Source organism: Dictyoglomus sp. LHC4, assembly GCF_055181355.1.
On record NZ_CM143707.1, the window covers coordinates 543,121 to 563,052 of the forward strand.

A 19,932-nucleotide genomic window follows, 5' to 3' on the forward strand; every position below is an offset into this window, starting at 1 on the left:
GAGTCATGAAGAAACTTTTTATTCTATTACTAATTATTGCTTTATTAATGGGTTTTGGTTTCTCTCAAGAAAATATAGATGAAACTATACTTACTCTTAATGATAAGCCATTAGGTTTTGGCGCAGGGACAACAGGTGGGCAGGGTGGAAAAGTTGTAACTGTTGATAATATTAATGATTTTAAAAAGTATGCACAAGATAAAGATCCATATATTATTCTTGTAAAGGGAATTATAGATACTAGTAAAGAACAGGGTCAGATTACTATTGAATCCAATAAGACTATTATTGGCATAACAGAAGATGCAGGTATTGTTGGCTGGGGTTTATATCTAAAAGGAGTAAGTAATGTAATTATCAGAAACTTAACCATTAAAAATACTTTTGAAAATCCTAAAAATGATGCCATAACTGTGGAAAGCTCTAAAAACGTTTGGATAGATCATTGCACATTAACCAGTGTTATGGTTGTGGTACCAGAAAGAGAGAAGGAAAAGGATAAAGTTGATGCACTGTTAGATATTGTGAAAGGGTCTCAAGAAGTCACTGTTTCATGGAATATTTTTGAAAATAGTTGGAAATGTACTCAAGTAGGCAGTAGTGATAGCTCTACTGTAGATGTAGATGCAAGGGTAACTTATCACCATAATATCTTTAGAAATACTAATTCAAGAAATCCTTCTGTAAGATTTGGGGTTGTCCATATCTTTAATAACTATTATCAAAATATACTTCTTTATGGTATTGCATCCAGGATGGGGGCAAAAGTTATTGTAGAAAATAACTATTTTGAGAATGTGAAAATTCCAATGACTACTCAGTTTGAAAGTCCACAGGATGGATATATAAAAGAGTCTAATAATTTTTACTGGGAATGTGGAGAAAATAATATAACTCAAGAATTGGAGGACTTTAATATTCCTTATGAATATGAATTAGATGAAGCTGATGTGGTTCCATATTTATTGGAAAATGGTGCAGGAGCAGGAAAGAGGGTGCTTTTACCTTAAGGGAGTGATTTTTATGAAAAGATTATTTCTCATTATTTCTTTATTCTTCTTAATACTTTTTATCATTTCTTTTTCTCAGGAAAATGAAAAGTTAGATTTTTGGCAGGGTGTATATGGTGGAGAGAAAAGTGAAAAAGGTTATGGAATAGTTAAAGGTAAAGATGGATATATTCTTGTAGGGGAGACCTCATCTTTTGGAAATGGTAGCAAAGACGTTTATATTCTTAAGATAGACAGAAAAGGGGAAAAGGTTTGGGAGAAATTTTATGGCGGGTCTAAAGATGATTATGCCTATTCTATTACTGAGACAGAGGATGGATATCTTGTTGTTGGTGGTACTAGATCTTTTGGAGCAGGAAATAGTGATGTATATCTGTTAAAGATAGACGAAAATGGAGATCTTTTATGGCAAAAAACTTTTGGAGGTAAAGGTTTTGAAGAGGGTTGGAGAGTGACAAAGGATTCTGATGGTAATTTTGTCATAGTTGGAAGGACTAATTCAATGGGAAAAGGGCAATATGATCTTTATCTATTAAAAATCGATGGTGAGGGTAATAAGCTTTGGGAAAAAGCATTTGGAGATAAAATGAGCGAATATGGATATGGTGTAGTGTCAGATAGGGATGGTTATGTGGCTGTAGGAACATCAAATTCTTTTTCAGAATCTCAGGATATCTATGTGGTTAAGGTAGATAGAGATGGAAATTTGAGTTGGGAGAAGATTTTTGGGGGTAGGGGATTTGATTATGCCTATGATGTTACTTCTTGTAAAGAGGGTTATGTAATTGTTGGGAATTCTAACTCTTTTTCAGATAATACCGATCTATATGTAATAAAGATAGATAAATATGGAAACAAAATATGGGAGAAAACTTATGGTGGAAAAGGTTATGAGACGGGTTTCTTTATTATGCCTTTAAAAGATGAAAAGGGATATTTGATAGTAGGTGGATCTAATTCTAAAGGGATAGGAAATAGTGATGTATATGTAGGGAAGATTAATGAAAATGGGGATCTTATTTGGGAGAAATTTTTTGGTGGAGCGGATTTGGATGAGGGGTGGGGAGCCATATATGATCTTGATTATGTGGTAATCATAGGTAGATCTGAGTCTTTTAGTACTGCTAATAGTGAGCTTTATGTAGTAAGATTTAGGGAATAAATCTATAGAAAGAGGGAGGAAATATGGTGGATATTATTTCTTATGGTGAGGTGATGGTAAGAATCACCCCCGAGAGATATCGTACTTTTCTAAGTAGTAATACTTGGAACGTGGAGATAGGCGGTACAGAGGCTAACGTTCTTATCTCTCTTTCTTTGTTAGGATTAAAAACTGAGTTTATATCTTTTTTTCCTAACAATTTTTTAGGATATAGGGCTCTAAGTGAGCTTAGAAAATATGGTGTTGGAACAAATAGGGTGAGGTTTATATCAGAAGGAAGAATGGGAATGTATTTTGTGGAACTTCATCATAGAACAAAAGGTATTAAAGTGCTTTATGATAGAAAAAATTCTTCTTTTTCCTTGTCTCCTCTTTCTGATAGTGATCTTGATTATCTAAAAAAAGCCAAACTTATTCATCTTACTGGAATAACTCCCAGCTTAAGTGAGATATGTAAAAATAATGTGATAAAGATATGTACATCCAAAAAAGAGAGTCAAAAATTATCCTTTGATGTAAATTATAGACAAAAGTTATGGAGTGTAGAAGAATGTCGTAGATTCTTAGATATAGTGATTCCTTTTCTAGATATACTTTTTATTAAGAAAGAAGATTACAAATTACTCTTTGGAAATGATGTAGAAGATGATAAAATTTTATATAATCTTCAGAAGAGGTTTGGAAAGGAAAAAATTTATATTCTTACAAGAGGGGAAGAGGGATGTTCTGTACTTTATGGGGATAAATATTTTCTTCAAAAGGCTTTATCTACAGATATAGTAGATAGAATTGGGGCGGGAGATGCCTTTGTTGCTGGTTTTCTCTATGGATATTTAAAGGGTAAAACTCTTGAAGAATGTGCCAAATATGGAAATATATTAGCATCACTAAAGATGAGTATATTTGGTGACTTTTTAGCCTTGGATGAAGAGACTTTAGAAGGGTTTTTAGAATCTTTTAATAATGAATGGAGTGTAGAAAGATGAAATCTAAAATAGGTATTGGAGCTGCAGGGCAAACTTTAGATATTCTTGAATATGTGGTTTTAGCTGGAAGAGAGGTTTCTTTAAAAGAGATATCGGAGGAGATTGGGCTTCACATATCTACTGTACATCGTTATCTGTCAACTTTAATTGAAAAGGGATATGTTAGAAAGACACCTGCAGGATTATATAAGCCAGGATTTAGAATTCTTGAACTTTCTTCCTATATTCTTCAAAGTCTTGATTTAAGAGATATTGCTCGTCCTTACCTTATTGAGTTAATGGAGAACACAAAGCAGACAGTACATTTAACTATAAAAGATGGATATGAAGGAGTATATATTGACAAAGTAGAAGGTCCAGGAACTCTTCCTATGATGTCAAGGATAGGTATGAGAATGCCTCTTTATTCAACGAGTTTTGGAAAAGTTCTTCTTGCCTTTAGTTCCGACGATTATATAGAGGATTATCTTAAGAAGGTGCCTTTGATTCCAAGAACAGATAAAACTATTACAGACCCTAATAAATTAAGAGAAGAATTGCAGAAGGTTAGGAACCAAGGATATGCTTTTGATAATGAGGAGAATGAAAGAGGAATAAAGTGTATTGGTGCTCCTATTTTTGATTTTTCTCAAAGGGTTGTAGCTGCAGTCTCTATATCTGGATACTACTTATCAGTAGAGGAAAATAAAGATATATATCTCTCTGAACTTTTGAAAACTTGCGAGAAAATATCTAATGCTTTAAGGGGTAAGAAATAAAGGAGGAAATTTGTATGGACTTATCTTGCAATTATGTGGGATTAAAGCTTAAAAATCCTATTATTCTTGCATCTTCAGGACTTACAGAAAATGTTAAAAATATGAAAAAATGTGAAGAAAATGGAGCAGGAGCAGTGGTAGTAAAATCTCTTTTTGAGGAAGAAATATGTAGGATATCACCTACTCCTCGATTTGAGATAATAAATAGGACTATGGGACCTCTTAGATCTCAAACATTTTATTCCTTTGAGCAGGCAAGTCCTTTTGGTCCTGAAGAATATTTTAAGGAGATTAGTAAGGCCTTAGATACCTTGTCTATACCAGTAATCCCCAGTATAAATTGTATAACCGATGAGGGTTGGCTTAAATATTCAAAGATGGCGGAAGAAGTAGGTGCTCCTGCTCTTGAACTTAATGTCTCTTGTCCTCATGCATCCATATCCTTTAGAGGACAAGATGTGGATGATACTATCTTGAGAGTAGCGAAAATGGTAAGAGAAAATGTAAAGATTCCCATAATTATAAAACTGCCTATGCAACTTTCATCTCCTCTAGCAGTAGCTAAAAATTTGGAAGATATTGGGGTTGAAGGGGTTGTTATGTTTAATAGATTAACGGGTCTTGATATAGATCTTGATACAGAAAAGCCTATTTTACATGGTGGTTATGCTGGACATGGTGGTCCTTGGGTATTTAATTATGTTCTGAGATGGATTGCTACCTCTCGTCCTCATTTGAAATTATCAATTGCAGGCTCTGGAGGAGTGAGTAGTGGAGATGATGTGGCTAAGTATATACTAACTGGTGCTGATGTGGTTCAAATATGCAGTGTGGTCTATCTTATGGGTTATGAAATCATTTCAAAAATATTAGAAGGATTAAAGAGATTCATGGAGAAAAAGAATTATACAAGTCCTTCAGAGTTTAGGGGAAAAGTTTCAGGGAAGGTTATTCTTGGAAATAATGATATTGATAGAAGACATCTTTATGAAGCATATATAGATGAAAATCTTTGCACATCTTGTGGGATATGTAAGAAGGTATGTATTTATGATGCTCCAATCCAGAAAAATGGGAAATATATCATTAGTGATTTATGTGATGGTTGTGGTTTATGTGTAAAGCTTTGCCCTGTAAAAGCAATACGCATGATACCAGGGAGGAAAGGCAATGAAAGTAATTAAGGGTGATGTGATAGTTATAGGTGCTGGAGGGGCAGGTCTTAAGTCTGCTTTAACTGCATATGAGAAATGTCCCAGTTTAAAAACTGTTTTATTATCTAAAAAGCCAATTGGAAAAGGCGGAGTAACTGCTAATGCTTTTTCAGATAGAATGGCTTTTCATGCTACATTATCCTATACATTACCTATACAAAATAATTATATTTATCATGCTATGGATATATACAAGACTGGAGGAGAAGTGTCGGATTACGATCTGGCTGAAATAATGGCTAAAAATAGTGAAGAAGCTATTAACTACCTTATATCTATAGGAGTGCCTTTTGTGAGAACCCAAGATGGAAAGATTGATCAATTTCTTACCGATGGTTCTGAATATCCCAGGGCATGTTATGTAGGACCAAACACTTCTATTGAGATAGCTAAAGCGTTAGCTAAGAAGGTAAGAGAAACAAATATTGAGACTTATGAAAATGTAATGGTTTATGATCTTATAGTCAAAGATAATAGAGTTGTTGGAGCAAAAGCTTTAGATATGAGTACGCAGGAAAAAATAATTATTAAGGGAAAGGCTTTTGTGATTGCTACAGGTGGAGCAGGATCTTTATATCGTCAAAATGTATTTACTTCAGAAATGACAGGTGATGGATATGCAATATCTTTAAGAGCTGGGGCTCAAATGGTTAATATGGAGTTTATGCAGATTGGTATATGCCATCCTCAGATTCTCTTTGCTGAATCAGGAAGTATGTTTAGGGCATTGCCTAAAATAGTAGATGAAAATGGTAGAGAATTTTTATTAGATTATCTTTCAGATGAAGATAAAGCTAATCTTTGTGTTCTTGAGTTTAAAAAGGGAGCTCATTGGCCAGTATCTTACGAATCACCTACAAAGGTAATTGATTTGGCTGTCTATCATCATATAAAACAAGGTCACAAAGCATATATGAATTTTATGGAAAATCCATCTTACTTATCTTATGAAAGTATCCCAGAAGAAATATTGAAATGGAGTGAAAAGATTGGAAAAAAGATTTTTAAAGATACTACTCCCTATGAAAGGCTTAAATTAATAAATCCTTCAATTATTGAATGGCTGAAAAATTATAACATAGATCTTTCCAAGGAATTGCTTCCAATACAAAATGCTCTTCAACATTTTCAAGGAGGGGTAAAAATAAGGGAAGATGCAAGAACAAGCTTAGAAGGACTTTATGCTGCTGGGGAAGTAGCAGGTGGACAACATGGTGCCAATCGTCCTGGGGGAAATTCACTGCTTGATACTCAAGTATTTGGTAAAATAGCGGGAGAAAGTGCAGTTCAATATGCTTCTAAAGTAGATTTTGTAGATTTTAATTTGGATGAGATAGAAGATAGAATTTCTCAAAGGGGTTTACCCTCAAAGTTAGTTAGGGAAAAGATCAGAGATATTGTATCTGAATATGTATTTTTAGTTAGAATGGAAGAAGATATCAAAAAAGGTATATCTTTGATAAAGGAAATTAAAAAAGATGGTGTTTCCTTGGATGAGAATGGGCTCTTCTATTACTATGAAACTTTAAATATGTTAGATGTTGTGGAATTAATATTAAACGCTATTTTAATAAGGGATGAAAGTAGAGGTCCTCATTTAAGATTTAAAAAGTTCAATCCCCCTGTTATGGATTTTCTTCCTAAAAGACCTGAATGGAATAAGTACATAATATTTTATAAAAAAGATGGAGAGTTAAAATATGAAATAAAAGAACCTATAAGACCTAAAAACTATGAATGCTAAGGTTGCAATTCTGGAAGAATTTGATAAACCCTTAGTTTTAAAAAGTGTAGAGATACCTGAAATTCCTTCTGGTGGACTTTTAGTAAAATTAGTTACATCAGGTATTTGTGGATCAGATCTGCACATCATAGAGGGAAAAGATCCCAGAGTGCCTTTGCCTATAATTTTAGGTCATGAAGGGGTAGGAGAAGTAGTAGAGATTAAGGGAGAAAAGAAGGATCTTAATGGGGTACCATTAAGGAAAGGAGATTTAATTATTTGGAATAGAGGGATTGTGTGTGGAGAATGTTTCTACTGTAAAGTATTAAATGAGCCATTTTTATGTGAAAACCGAAAAGTTTATGGAATTAATAGATCTTTTTCAGAATACCCCTATCTTCTTGGAGCATTTAGTGAGTACATAATATTAGAAGAAAAAACTGAAATCATAAAACTTTCTTTAAAAGTAGATATAGAAACAATGGTGATAGCTGGTTGTTCAGGAGCTACAGCAGTTCATGCCTTTGACTATTTGAAGGATAACCTATTAGATAGTACTGTGGTGGTTCAAGGTGGAGGACCTTTGGGGCTTTTTTCTGCTGCTTTAGCTAAGTATCAGGGAGCTAAAAATGTAGTGCTTATAACGGGAAGCCTAAAAAGAGTAGAGGTAGCTCAAAAGATAGGTATTGATCTCGTAATAAAAAGAGACGAGTTTACTGAGGAAGAAAGAATAAAAAAAGTATATGATATAACATACGGAAAGGGTGCAGATGTGGTAATTGAGGCTACTGGTTTTAATAGTGCTATAACTGAAGGAATAAAATTACTTAGAAAAGGTGGTACATATTTAATAGTTGGAATTGCTACACCTCAAGATAAAATACCCGTAGATTTTTATGATATCTCTTCAAAGAATTTGAGAGTTCAAGGAGTATGGGTAAGTGATGCAAGACACTTTAGAAAGGCTGTAGCATTCATAGAAAAACATGAGAATATTTTCAGAGAAATGATAACTCATAGAATATCCTTAGAAGAAATAAATGAAGGATTAAAACTTTTAAGAGAGAAAAAGGCAGGAAAGATAGTGATAGATAGATTTTAAAATAGGGGGAAAAATCCCCCTATTTTTTTAAGCTGTAGATTTGTTTATGAGTTTATATAAAGGACAATATCTTACGGCCGCAGTAAATACTAAAATAAACCCTATTATGTGTAAGATTATACCCCAAGCAGTCCCTGAAACAATTCCCCATTTTGTTAGATGAGGTAAAATCATACCAACGATTACCCTAATGATGGCATCAGTCTTTCCAACGTTCATCCTTTCACCCCCTATTTAGATTTGGTTTTTATTATATTTATAAATTTATAGCTCGTCAATATTATCATCTATTTGTTAAACCCTTTCAAATTTTCATTTACATTTTAAAAATCAAGATAGTAAAATAGATATATGTTTTTAAAAGAGGAGTATTTGAGGAAGAGGTGAAGAAAATTGAAAATTATTGATTTAAGAAGTGATACTGTTACAAAGCCTACAGAAGAGATGAGAAAAGCTATGTATTTGGCTGAAGTAGGTGATGATGGGTATGGTGAGGATCCTACAGTAAATTTATTAGAAAAAAAGGTAGCAGAGCTTTTAGGTAAAGAATCCGCTCTTTTTGTAGTCTCAGGAACTATGGGAAATCAGGTGGCTCTTCTTTCTTGGACATCGAGGGGAGACGAAGTTATACTTGAGGCAGAATCCCATATGTACTATTATGAAGCAGGTGGGATGGCAGGAAATGCTGGGGTGCAACCATTCCTTATTCAAGGTGAAGATGGAATGATGCCCATAGAAAGGATTAAAAAAGCAATTAGACCTGAGGGAAGAGTATTTCCAAAAACTTCTTTAATTGTTTTAGAAAATACTCACAATAGGGCTGGGGGAAAGGTACTTCCTTTAGATTATATGAAAGAGGTATATGAATTGAGTAGAGAATATAACATACCTATTCATCTGGATGGGGCAAGAATTTTTAATGCTTCCATTTATTTAAAGGTTCCTGCAAAGGAGATAGCTAAATATGCCGATTCAGTGATGTTTTGTCTTTCCAAGGGTCTTTCTTGCCCTATGGGTTCTCTTCTTGTAGGATCTTCAGATTTTATTGAAAGGGCAAGAAAAAATAGGCAAAGATTGGGTGGAGGCTTGAGGCAGGCTGGAGTAGTTGCGGTTTGCGGTCTTTGGGCTTTAGATAATATGATAGATCGCTTAGAGGAGGACCATAAAAAGGCTTACAATTTATATGAATTTATCAAAAATATACCAATTTTTGATATTAAAAAGCCTGACACTAATATTTTAAAAGTGAAAATAAAGAATGGTTATAAAGCTTCTGATTTAATTAAGAAATTCAAAGATTACGGATTACTTGCTACAAGTTTTGATGAAGAGACTTTAAGATTTGTGACTCACAAAGATGTATCCTTTGATGATATTGAGGAGGCAAAAGAGATTATAGAAAGAGTTGTAAACTTCTTTAATTAATTCTTGTGCTTTTTGGCTCTTTTTATTGTTTCTTCATAATAATATATCTTTCTCTCAAGAATATTTCTAATAGCTTTTTCCTCTTCTTCAATTTTTTGTCTTCTATATATTTTCTTTTCTCTTCAAGGGATAAATCTCTAAATAAAAATTTGTAATATAATTATATCATTTTTATAATTTAAGGAGGGATCAAAGATATGAAGACCTATAGAAAAGAATTGTGGTTTAATCTTCCAACAAGAAGGGGGTTTGTGAATATCACAGATACACTACAAAAATGTGTAGATGAGAGTGGGATTAAAGAGGGGCTTCTTCTTTGTAATGCTATGCATATTACTGCAAGTGTTTTTATTAATGATGATGAACCAGGACTTTTAAGGGATTTTGAAATATGGTTAGAAAAGCTTGCTCCTGAAAAACCATATGATCAATATTACCATAATGTGGGTGAAAATAATGCTGATGCTCATTTAAAGCGTACCATAATGGGAAGAGAAGTGGTAATAGCAATTACTGATGGTAAGCTTGATTTAGGTCCATGGGAGCAGGTTTTTTATGGTGAGTTTGATGGAATGAGGAGAAAAAGAGTGCTTGTAAAAATAATTGGTGAATAGTTGTTTTACTATAAATTTAACTCAAATTAATTAAAATTATTTTGTGAAGGAGGCTTTAAATATTTTATGGCAGATGAATATATTTTTAAAAACCCTTTATTCCCTATTGATGAAAGAGTAAAAAATCTTCTATCTTTACTTACCCTTGAAGAAAAGATTAAGTTGCTTCCTACCAGGCAGGCACCAATACCCAGATTAGATATAAGGGAGTTTCATATAGGTGGGGAATCCGCTCATGGTGTAGCTTGGTTGGGAAAAGCTACGGTGTTTCCTCAACCTATTGGTCTTGTATCTTCCTTTGATAGAGATCTTATGAAAAAAATAGGAGAAGTGGTCTCATTAGAGGCTCGAGCTTACTATTATATGAGGGGAAAGATTGGGGGGCTTATGCTCTGGGCTCCTACTGTAGATATGGAGAGGGATCCAAGATGGGGTAGAACGGAAGAAAGTTATGGCGAAGATCCTTTTCTTGCTGGAGAGATGGCAAGTGCATATATACAAGGTATGCAAGGAGATGATGAAGTATATCTTAAAACCGCAATGACTCCTAAGCACTTCTTTGCTAATAATAATGAGAAGGATAGAGATAAATTTTCTGCCAATATTGATCCCAGAAATATGTATGAGTATTACTTAGATGTTTTTAGGAGGGTTATAGAAAAGGGAAAGGCTATGGGAATAATGACCGCTTATAATGCTGTAAATAGTATACCTTGTATAATAAATCCCATAGTAAAGAAGGTTATAAAAGAAAAATTTGGATTAAGTGGATATGTAGTAACTGATGCTGCAGATTTTAGCCAAACAGTTACCTCACATAAAACTTTTGATAATCATTATGAAACAATGGCTTATGCTCTGAAAGCTGGAATTGATGCCTTTACAGATGATCCTAATCTTGTTATTGAATCCGCATGGAAAGCTCTTGAAAGAGGATTAATAACTGAGGGGGATATTGATAGGGCTGTTTTTAATACTCTTCGTGTAAGATTTAGACTCGGTGAATTTGATGAAGAAATAAGTAAAAAATTTTATGTTTCTCCTAACAAAATATGTGATAAGGAGCATTCTCAGCTTGCATATCAATCTGCTCTTAAATCTATTGTACTTTTAAAGAATCAGAATAAATTCCTTCCTATAAATAAAGAAAAAATAAATAATATTGCGGTCATAGGTCCTTTAGCCAATAAAAACTATAATGATTGGTATAGTGGTACTTACCCATATAAAGTTTCTATTCTCCAAGGAATAGTAAACAGATTCTATAATAAGGAAATAAAATATTATGATTCCTATGATATTATTGCAATAAAATCGGTAAAAAATAATAAATATTTGAGAGCTATAGAATCAGAAATCAGTCCTGTATGGGCTATAAGCGAAGAAATTGGTCCAAGGGAAAAATTTAAATTTATAGATTGGGGATGGGGCAATAAAAGCCTGCAATCTTTAGCAAATAACAAATACTTAACTTGTGATGACTCTAATCTTTCTATCCTATCTGCATCAGAAGAAGTATTTGGGTGGTTTGTAAAGGAACTTTTCCAAATAGATTCCTTAGGAGATGGTACCTTCTATATTAAGACTTGGCATGGAAAATATCTTTATATAGATGAAGAGAATGGAAATTTGATTAAATTCAAAGATAGTTTTGAAAACCTTCCAGAGGAAAAATTTATAATTGAGAAATTAGAAGATGGTATAGAAAAATCTTGTAGTTTAGCAAAAGAATCCGATTTAGTAGTATTATGTGTGGGGAATAATCCTTTAGTAAATGGAAGAGAAGGAGAAGATAGAGTAGACATTGTTTTACCAGATCACCAAGAGAAACTTATCAGAGAGATTTATAAAGTAAATCCTAACACAGTGCTTTTAATAATTAGCAGTTATCCTTACGCCATTAATTGGGCAAAGGAGCATATACCAGCCATTTTATGGTCTTCTCATGGGGGGCAAGAGATGGGAAATGCTGTAGCAGATGTATTGATTGGGAATTATTCCCCAGCAGGAAGATTAAGCATAACATGGTATAAGTCAGTAAATGATATACCTCCCATAACAGATTATGATGTAATAAGGGGAAAAAGAACCTATATGTATTTTGATAAAGAACCCCTCTTTCCTTTTGGACATGGACTTTCTTATACCAATTTTGAGTATAAAAATTTGGTTTTAGATTCTAAAAATTATGGAATAAAAGATGAAATAAAACTTAGTTTTGAGATTGAAAATGTAGGAGATATGGATTCTGATGAGGTGCCACAAGTTTATGTAAGGATTGTAAATTCAAAGGTAAAAAGGCCCAAGCTTCAGTTAAAAGGTTTTCAAAGAGTATTTATTCCAAAGGGAGAAAAAGTTAAGGTTGAATTTACAATACCAGTTTCGGAGCTTTTTATATGGGATGTGAGAAAAGAGAGGTATTTAGTTGAGAAAGGAGAATACGAGATTTTAGCTGGTGCTTCATCAGAGGATATAAGATTGAGAGGAAGAATTTATGTGGAGGGAGAGGAAATTGAAGATAGAGATCCTTTTGAGAGAATGAAAGCTTTTAATTTTGATGATGGTCACAATTTAGTTTACAATACAAAAAGAAATTGGGAAGAAACTTATGTAATCTTTCACCAAGAAGACTCATGGATACTATTTCAGGATTTAAATTTTTATAGACCCTCTCAAAGGATGAGGATGGAAATATCCACTACCAAAAATTCCAAAATATTTTTATATTTTAGCAAAATTGATAAAGAATTTTCTTTTGATGTAATAGATACTTTTAATGAATGGAAAGAAATCGTTTTTGTTTTAGAGGAGAATATTTTAGGTAAACAAGATATGTATATAAGAGGAGAAAAGGAAGTAAAAATAAATTGGTTGAAATTTGAGTGAGGAGGATGATTTTATGAGATTTACTGATGGGCATTGGCGTATCAGAGAAGGTATAAGAATACACTATCCTTCCATGGTTTGGGATTATGAAGTTAATGAAAAAGAAGTTATAGTATATGTACCATGTACCTTTGTTAGAAATAGGGGAGAAACTCTATTTGGTCCTCTTTTAGAAATTCATTTTTCAGCTCCATTTCCTAATGTTATAGAGGTGATATCATATCATTTTAAAGGGGTAGTAGAGAGAGGACCATCTTTCGAATTAAATAAAGATAAAAATTTTAAACCTGAGGTGTTAGATAAAGAGGATGTGATCATATTAAAATCTGGAAATCTTAGGGTTGAAATTAATAAAAAAGGAGTTTTCAAATATACCTTCCTCTGGAAAGATAAAAGATTAACATCTTCTGGATTCAGGCATATGGCTTATGCTATTGATGAAAACAAGACTCCTTATATGGTTGAGCAGTTGGATCTTGCTGTAGGGGAATTGGTATATGGCCTTGGAGAAAGATTTAGTCCTTTTATAAAAAATGGGCAACAGGTAGATATGTGGAATGCTGATGCAGGAACTATTTCAGATCAAACATATAAGAATATACCTTTTTATATAACAAATAGAGATTATGGGGTTTTTGTGAATCATCCAGAAAGGGTTTCTTTTGAGATAGCCACAGAGAATGTTGAAAGAGTGCAATTTAGTGTGAAAGGTGAAAAGATAAATTATTTTATAATCGGTGGTGAAAACTTAAAAGAAGTTCTTGAGAATTATACCCTTCTTACAGGAAGGCCTGCTCTTCCTCCTTCTTGGTCTTTTGGACTTTGGCTTACCACATCTTTCATAACCAATTACGATGAAAAAACTGTAACAAGTTTTATTGATGGGATGAAGGAGAGAAATATACCTTTACATGTTTTCCATTTTGATTGTTTTTGGATGAAGGAATATCATTGGGTTGATTTTGAATGGGATCAAAGAGTGTTTCCAAATCCCGAAGATATGTTGAAGAGATTAAAAGATAGAGACTTGAAAATATGTGTATGGATTAATCCCTATGTAGCTCAAAGATCAAGACTTTTTGAGGAAGGAAAAGAGAAGGGTTATCTTCTAAAAAAACCTAATGGTGATGTATGGCAAACTGATGATTGGCAACCGGGTATGGGAATTGTGGACTTTACAAATCCTTCTGCGAGAAAATGGTATGCTGATAAGTTGAAAAAACTTATTAGAATGGGAGTTGATGTATTTAAGACAGATTTTGGAGAAAGAATACCTACAGATGTGGTTTATTATGATGGATCAGATCCTGAAAAAATGCATAATTTTTATACCTATCTATATAACAAGACTGTTTTTGAAACATTAAAGGAGGAGCTTGGAAAAGAAAATGCCATAGTATTTGCTAGATCTGCTACCGCAGGAAGTCAGAAATTTCCAGTACATTGGGGTGGAGATTGTTTATCTACTTATGAGTCCATGGCAGAGACATTGAGGGGAGGACTTTCTTTGGGTCTTTGCGGTTTTGGCTTTTGGAGTCATGATATTGCAGGATTTGATAGTTCTGCTACACCTGATCTTTATAAGAGATGGGTAGCTTTCGGTCTTCTTTCTTCCCATTCCAGACTTCATGGGAATCATGATTACAAAGTTCCATGGTTATATGATGAAGAAGCTGTAGATGTATTGAGATTTTTTGTAAATTTAAAATGCCAATTAATGCCTTATCTTTTTGCAAAGGCATTAGAAGCAGTAAAAAAAGGTATTCCAATGATGAGAGCTATGCTTCTTGAATTTGAAGAAGATCCTACTTGTCATTTCTTAGATAGACAATATATGCTTGGAGATTCTTTACTTGTGGCTCCCATATTCTCGGAAACTGGAGAGGTAGAATATTATCTTCCTAATGTAGGTATATGGACAAATCTTATAACAGGAGAAAAAAAAGAAGGAGGAAGGTGGTACAAAGAAAAGTATGATTATTTCTCTTTACCTCTTATGGCGAGACCTGGAAGCATAATTGCTATAGGTAATAATAAGGAGAAAACTGATTATGACTATTCAGATAATGTAACTTTGTATGTTTTTGAGCCTCAAGATGGGAAAGTATCAGTCTGTGAAATATATAATCAGCAAAGAGAAGTAGAATTAAAGGTGAATTTATTAAAAGATAAAGATGAGATAGTAATAAATGTAGAAAAGGATTCTGGAAAGATATTTTCTGTACTTTTGTTTAATGTGCATGAAATTAAAAATATAGAAGGTGGGAGTTCGGAAAAAACAGATAAAGGCATCTTAATAAAACCTGAAAAGGGTGTTAAAAAGATAAACATTAAGTTTTAGAAAAAAGCCCCCTAAATAGAATAGGGGGCTTTATTTTTTTTATTTTTTCAAATAATCCTTTAAATAATCTATTGATGATTTAGCAGATTCCACATATTCACTATTTGGATAATTTTTAATTAATTTTTCATACTCTTCTATAGCCTTTTTGTAATCTTCAAGGAATTCATAGCTTAAGGCAATTTCATATTGAGCATCGTCAGCATATTCACTGTCAGGAAAGTCTTTTATAAACTTTCTATATGCTTCAATAGCTTCTTTATATTTAGCATCATAATATAATTCTCTTGCCTTTTCATATGCCTCTTCATCTGGTGTTTTTTCCTTTACAGTCTCCACAGGAGAAGTAACAGCAGGAGTCTCAGGGGTGGATACTTGCTCGGGAGCCTTTTTCCCTGTGGTTGAGATAATTACTCCTATAATTATTACCACAATAATTGCCACAATTACGTAAGGAAACCATTTTGGAAGATTCTTATTCATATCTTTTCTACCTCCTTTTTTATGGATTAGATTCTTCCCATAATATGTTAGACGTAAAAATTTTGTAATTATTCCTAATTTTAAAAAATAAAATTTAGTATTACTGAAATAAAATATAAAGAAAGTACGATAAGTCCTGTTTTCCTTCCTATAATGTTGTCCCTTTTAAGAGATATACTCAATGCAAGTAAGATGATTAGTATTACTGGCACTATATAAGTAATAAATTTGTGATCAACTTTTATGGGATTTATTATAGATGCTATTCCTATTACCACTAATACATTTAGTATACTTGCACCTATTATATTTCCTACTCCTATGTCTGGTACCTTTTTTATTGTTGAAATAACAGAATTAGCAAGTTCTGGAAGAGAAGTACCTAATGCTACTAATGTAAGTCCTATTATAAGTTCTGAAATATTAAAAAAGCGAGCAATATTTATACTACTCTCTACTAAAAATCTTGAACTGACAATAACTGCTCCTATACTAAGTATCATAAGTATGAAAATTTTTATGGCTGAGTTTTGGTCTTGGTAATTTTCAGACTTGTTGTCTCCTTTAACCCTATAAATTATATAGATAAATATGGCATACATGGTTAATAAAATAAAACCTTCAAATCTTGATATTTTCATATCAAACATTAATAAAAATAAAAGAAAATTAATAAATAATAAAAAAAATGAATTTTTCCATGCTAAATCATCCACTTTCATGGGAGAAATGAGAGAACATAGACCAAGAATTAGGGCGGTATTAACAAGAACACTTCCTAAGGCATTACCAAGGGCTAAATTACTGTTTCCCTTTAATGAGGAGATTATGGATACTGTGATTTCAGGAAGTGTTGTGGCGATACTTGCTAATATAAGGCTAATAACGAAATCTTTTACTCTTAGTTTTATCCCTATTATTTTTAAATATTCCGTAAATTTATCAGATCCTTTTATTAGAAAAAATAAGCTTATTATGAATATTATTACATCTTTTAACATTAAAAGTTTCTCCTTTCTTTCAGAAAGTATTATCTATGATAGATTTATATTATCATATAGAAGAAAGTTTGAAAAAATTGTGGATTCTGAATTGAAATATTAATGAATGGTTTCGTAGCATCTCTTTTATTGTGCAAAAATTTTATTTAAAGGGCATAGTAGCCCCCCTCTTAGACTCCATTAAATCCCCTTAAACTCTTTGAGCTTAATCTCTCATCTTAAAAAATCAAGTATAATAACCTCTCAAAGTTGATCTGTTGTGTATATAAATTGTCTTATCTCCTTCGGATAATTCAAAAAGTTAATATTGCTCCTCAAGCATAAGGTTTTCCAAAAGGTGTTTAAGTAGCTTTTTGACCTCCTTGTGAAATAAATTTAAAATACCCTTATAAGGAATAAAAAATTAGGTTTAGCTTTTGTCGTATTATGTTAAATCCCCTAATTTTGTTAATTTTTGTGTATTAATCCTCAGGGAACCTACCATGCTCTTTTTTTACCTCTTAAAAATTTGCACAACTAATGAGACACTACCAATGGTTAAGTATGTTTTTTAGTACATTATGCTTTATAATGTTGTAAAATAAAATTTGTCGGAGGTGGTTATGAAGTATAACTTTGATGAGGTTATAAACAGACGTAATACAGCCTCCTTAAAATGGGATGCTGTTTATGATATATTTGGGGATAAAGATGTTCTTCCCATGTGGATTGCAGATATGGATTTTGAAGTTGCAAGGCCTATAACTGACGCAATTCTTAAAAGAGCTGAACATGCAATATATGGATATACTACTATTCCTGAATCTCTTATAGATGCAGTGATTGAAAGAATTAAGTCAAAGTTTAACTGGGATGTTAAACCTGAGTGGCTTATTTTTACACCTGGTACAGTCTCTGCTTTATATACAGCAATAAAGGCGCTTGTCTCTATTGGGGATAGTGTACTCATACAAGAACCAGTATATTATCCATTTATTAGTGCAATAAGGGATAATGGGGCTCATATTGTGAGTAATGATTTAAAACTTGTAAACCATCATTATGAAATTGATTTTGATGATCTTAAGGGTAAATTTTTAGGCAAGGATGAGATATTTACAGGCTCAAATCATATTAAGGCAATGATTTTATGTAATCCACACAATCCTGTGGGGCGAGTTTACACAAAAGAGGAATTAGCAAAGATGGGTGAGATTTTAATTGAAAATGAAGTTGTTGTCATCTCTGATGAAATTCATTGTGAAATTGTTTATACTGGTCATAGACATATTCCCTTTGCATCTATATCAGAAGAGTTTGCAGATAACTCTATTACTCTTATTTCAGGAAGTAAGACTTTTAATATTGCAGGATTAGAAACCTCTATTATAATAATTCCAAACAAAAAACTCCGTAAGAGATTTATTGAGGCAAAAGGTAAACTTTTATCAAATCCAAATCCTTTTGGACTTGTAGCAACAGAAGCTGTATTTCGTTATGGTGATGATTGGCTTTCTCAGCTTCTTGAATATCTTGAAGAAAACCTAAAGTTTCTCATTGATTACGTGGAGAAGAGAATTCCAAGGGTTAAAGTTATTAAACCTGAAGGTACATACCTTGCATGGCTTGATTTTAGAGAACTTGGTATGGATAAGTATACTTTAAGCGAATTCCTCCGAAAGAAGGCGAAGATTGGTCTTGATGATGGCTATATCTTTGGTAAATCAGGAGAAGGATTTGCCCGTCTTAACTTTGCTTGTCCCCATAGTATTCTTGAAGAAGGCCTTAGAAGAATTGAAAAAGCGGTGAAAGAGATTATTTAAATAAATTATTAAGGAGGTCAACCTATGAGATATAAAATGCCAGAAGGACCTTTTGAGCCTACTTGGGAATCCTTGAAAGATTATAAGATTCCGGATTGGTATAAGGATGCTAAATTTGGGATATTTATACATTTTGGAGTCTATTCGGTACCTGCTTTTGGTAATGAGTGGTATCCAAGAAACATGTATATAAAAGGTTCAAGGGAATATGAGCATCATTTAAAAACATATGGGGATCATAAAAAGTTTGGATATAAAGATTTTATTCCTCTTTTTAAGGCAGAGAAGTTTGACCCTTATGAATGGGCTGATCTTTTTAAAAAAGCAGGTGCTAAGTATGTAGTACCTGTTGCAGAACATCACGATGGTTTTGCTATGTATGATTGTAGCTATACCCGATGGTGTGCCAGTAAAATGGGACCTCAAAGGGATATTATTGGAGAACTTGCTAAAGCAGTGAGAGAAAATTATCTTACCTTTGGAGTTTCTTATCATAGGGCAGAACACTGGTGGTTTTTACATGAGGGAATGAAATTTGACTCTGATGTAAGAGATAGGAATTATTTTGACCTATACGGACCTGCCCAGCCTGAAATTATGCAACCCACAGAAGAATTTTTGGAGGATTGGCTTTTACGGCTTTTTGAGATTGTAGACAAATATCAGCCTCAGCTTATTTACTTTGATTGGTGGATAGAACAACCAGCTTTTGAACCTTATTTAAAGAAATTTTTTGCCTATTATTACAATAGAGCCTATCAGTGGGGAAGAGAGGTAGTAATAAATTATAAAAATTATGCAGTACCGAGAGAATGTGCAGTATGGGATATAGAAAGAGGAAAACTTGGAGATATTGATCCCATATATTGGCAAACAGATACCTCTATCTCTCGTCTTTCTTGGGGATATATAGAAAATGATATCTATAAATCAGTTAAAGAACTTATTTGGGAACTCATAGATATTGTGAGTAAAAATGGAAATTTTCTTTTAAATGTAGGTCCTAAAGCTGATGGAACTATACCTGATCCTGCTCGTGAAATTCTTTTAGAGATAGGTAATTGGCTTCTTAAAAATGGTACTGCTATTTATGGTACAAGACCATGGAAAATTTATGGTGAAGGTCCTACAAAAGTAGCTCATGGGCCTTTTAGTGAAAAGGAAATAAGTTATACAGGAGAAGATTTTAGATTTACTACAAAGGGAGATGACCTTTATGCTATTTTAATGGAAAAGCCTACAAAAGGAGAAGTTTTAATAAAGTCTCTTAGTACAAATTTAACTTTATATAATAAAGAAGTTAAGAAGGTAGAGATTTTGGGAATAGGGGAAATTGGATTTGAAAGAGATGATAAAGGTCTTAGAATACAAATTCCAGATTGTGATAAATTAGATTATCCTTTAGTATTTAAAATTATGGGGTAA

At 32.9% G+C, this 19,932-nt stretch carries 16 protein-coding genes; 13 read left to right on the top strand and 3 right to left on the bottom strand.

Annotation, left to right across the window (positions count from 1 at the left end; all coding sequences use genetic code 11):
- Positions 1 to 5: 5 nt before the first annotated feature.
- The 7 genes from ACY3JO_RS02625 to ACY3JO_RS02655 are packed head-to-tail and all read left to right on the top strand — an operon-like array spanning position 6 to position 7,955.
- Entirely contained in the window at positions 6 to 1,010 is a 1,005-nt protein-coding gene (locus ACY3JO_RS02625) for a pectate lyase family protein (protein ID WP_463085268.1), read from the top strand.
- A 13-nt stretch (positions 1,011 to 1,023) separates the two neighbouring features.
- Complete coding sequence (locus tag ACY3JO_RS02630; protein ID WP_463085269.1) at positions 1,024 to 2,172, top strand: NHL repeat-containing protein; 1,149 nt, start codon at positions 1,024 to 1,026, stop codon at positions 2,170 to 2,172.
- A 23-nt stretch (positions 2,173 to 2,195) separates the two neighbouring features.
- Positions 2,196 to 3,158: a sugar kinase gene (locus ACY3JO_RS02635; RefSeq protein ID WP_463085270.1), complete on the top strand. Its 963-nt coding sequence runs from the start codon at positions 2,196 to 2,198 to the stop codon at positions 3,156 to 3,158.
- Complete coding sequence (locus tag ACY3JO_RS02640; protein WP_463085271.1) at positions 3,155 to 3,916, top strand: IclR family transcriptional regulator; 762 nt, start codon at positions 3,155 to 3,157, stop codon at positions 3,914 to 3,916. The genes ACY3JO_RS02635 and ACY3JO_RS02640 overlap by 4 nt, the downstream gene beginning before the upstream one ends.
- Before the next feature lie 14 nt (positions 3,917 to 3,930).
- Positions 3,931 to 5,100 carry a 4Fe-4S binding protein gene (locus ACY3JO_RS02645; protein ID WP_463085272.1) on the top strand — a complete coding sequence of 390 codons (1,170 nt, stop codon included), beginning with the start codon at positions 3,931 to 3,933 and terminating at the stop codon, positions 5,098 to 5,100.
- Complete coding sequence (locus tag ACY3JO_RS02650; protein ID WP_463085273.1) at positions 5,087 to 6,874, top strand: FAD-binding protein; 1,788 nt, start codon at positions 5,087 to 5,089, stop codon at positions 6,872 to 6,874. Before ACY3JO_RS02645 ends, ACY3JO_RS02650 begins: the two co-directional genes overlap by 14 nt.
- A complete protein-coding gene (locus ACY3JO_RS02655) occupies positions 6,864 to 7,955 on the top strand; it encodes a zinc-binding dehydrogenase (RefSeq protein ID WP_463085274.1) in 1,092 nt (363 codons plus the stop codon). The genes ACY3JO_RS02650 and ACY3JO_RS02655 overlap by 11 nt, the downstream gene beginning before the upstream one ends.
- Before the next feature lie 27 nt (positions 7,956 to 7,982).
- Here ACY3JO_RS02655 and ACY3JO_RS02660 read toward each other — a convergent pair whose 3' ends face one another.
- Positions 7,983 to 8,174: a YgaP family membrane protein gene (locus ACY3JO_RS02660; RefSeq protein WP_463085275.1), complete on the bottom strand. Its 192-nt coding sequence runs from the start codon at positions 8,172 to 8,174 to the stop codon at positions 7,983 to 7,985.
- 174 nt (positions 8,175 to 8,348) lie between these two features.
- Between ACY3JO_RS02660 and ltaE the strand changes: the two genes are divergently transcribed.
- From ltaE to yicI, 4 genes are all read left to right on the top strand, one after another.
- A complete protein-coding gene (ltaE, locus tag ACY3JO_RS02665; RefSeq protein ID WP_463085276.1) occupies positions 8,349 to 9,380 on the top strand; it encodes a low-specificity L-threonine aldolase in 1,032 nt (343 codons plus the stop codon).
- Positions 9,381 to 9,577: 197 nt separating this feature from the next.
- Complete coding sequence (locus ACY3JO_RS02670) at positions 9,578 to 9,994, top strand: secondary thiamine-phosphate synthase enzyme YjbQ (RefSeq protein ID WP_463085277.1); 417 nt, start codon at positions 9,578 to 9,580, stop codon at positions 9,992 to 9,994.
- Positions 9,995 to 10,060: 66 nt separating this feature from the next.
- Positions 10,061 to 12,880, top strand: coding sequence for a glycoside hydrolase family 3 C-terminal domain-containing protein (locus tag ACY3JO_RS02675; protein ID WP_463085279.1), 2,820 nt, complete (start codon positions 10,061 to 10,063; stop codon positions 12,878 to 12,880).
- A 13-nt stretch (positions 12,881 to 12,893) separates the two neighbouring features.
- On the top strand, positions 12,894 to 15,221 hold the full coding sequence (gene yicI / locus ACY3JO_RS02680) for an alpha-xylosidase (RefSeq protein ID WP_463085280.1): 2,328 nt from the start codon (positions 12,894 to 12,896) through the stop codon (positions 15,219 to 15,221).
- Positions 15,222 to 15,260: 39 nt separating this feature from the next.
- Here the strand turns inward: yicI and ACY3JO_RS02685 are convergent, their stop codons facing one another.
- Both ACY3JO_RS02685 and ACY3JO_RS02690 read right to left on the bottom strand, forming a co-directional pair.
- Positions 15,261 to 15,704, bottom strand: a complete 444-nt coding sequence (locus ACY3JO_RS02685; protein ID WP_463085281.1) for a tetratricopeptide repeat protein — start codon at positions 15,702 to 15,704, stop codon at positions 15,261 to 15,263.
- Between the two features lie 80 nt (positions 15,705 to 15,784).
- On the bottom strand, positions 15,785 to 16,705 hold the full coding sequence (locus ACY3JO_RS02690; RefSeq protein WP_463085282.1) for a calcium/sodium antiporter: 921 nt from the start codon (positions 16,703 to 16,705) through the stop codon (positions 15,785 to 15,787).
- A 602-nt stretch (positions 16,706 to 17,307) separates the two neighbouring features.
- Here ACY3JO_RS02690 and ACY3JO_RS02695 point away from each other — a divergent pair.
- Together ACY3JO_RS02695 and ACY3JO_RS02700 are read left to right on the top strand one after the other, a co-directional pair.
- The gene (locus ACY3JO_RS02695) at positions 17,308 to 18,507 is read left to right on the top strand and encodes a MalY/PatB family protein (RefSeq protein ID WP_463085283.1); all 1,200 of its coding nucleotides are present in this window, start codon (positions 17,308 to 17,310) and stop codon (positions 18,505 to 18,507) included.
- Positions 18,508 to 18,531: 24 nt separating this feature from the next.
- Complete coding sequence (locus tag ACY3JO_RS02700) at positions 18,532 to 19,932, top strand: alpha-L-fucosidase (protein ID WP_463085284.1); 1,401 nt, start codon at positions 18,532 to 18,534, stop codon at positions 19,930 to 19,932.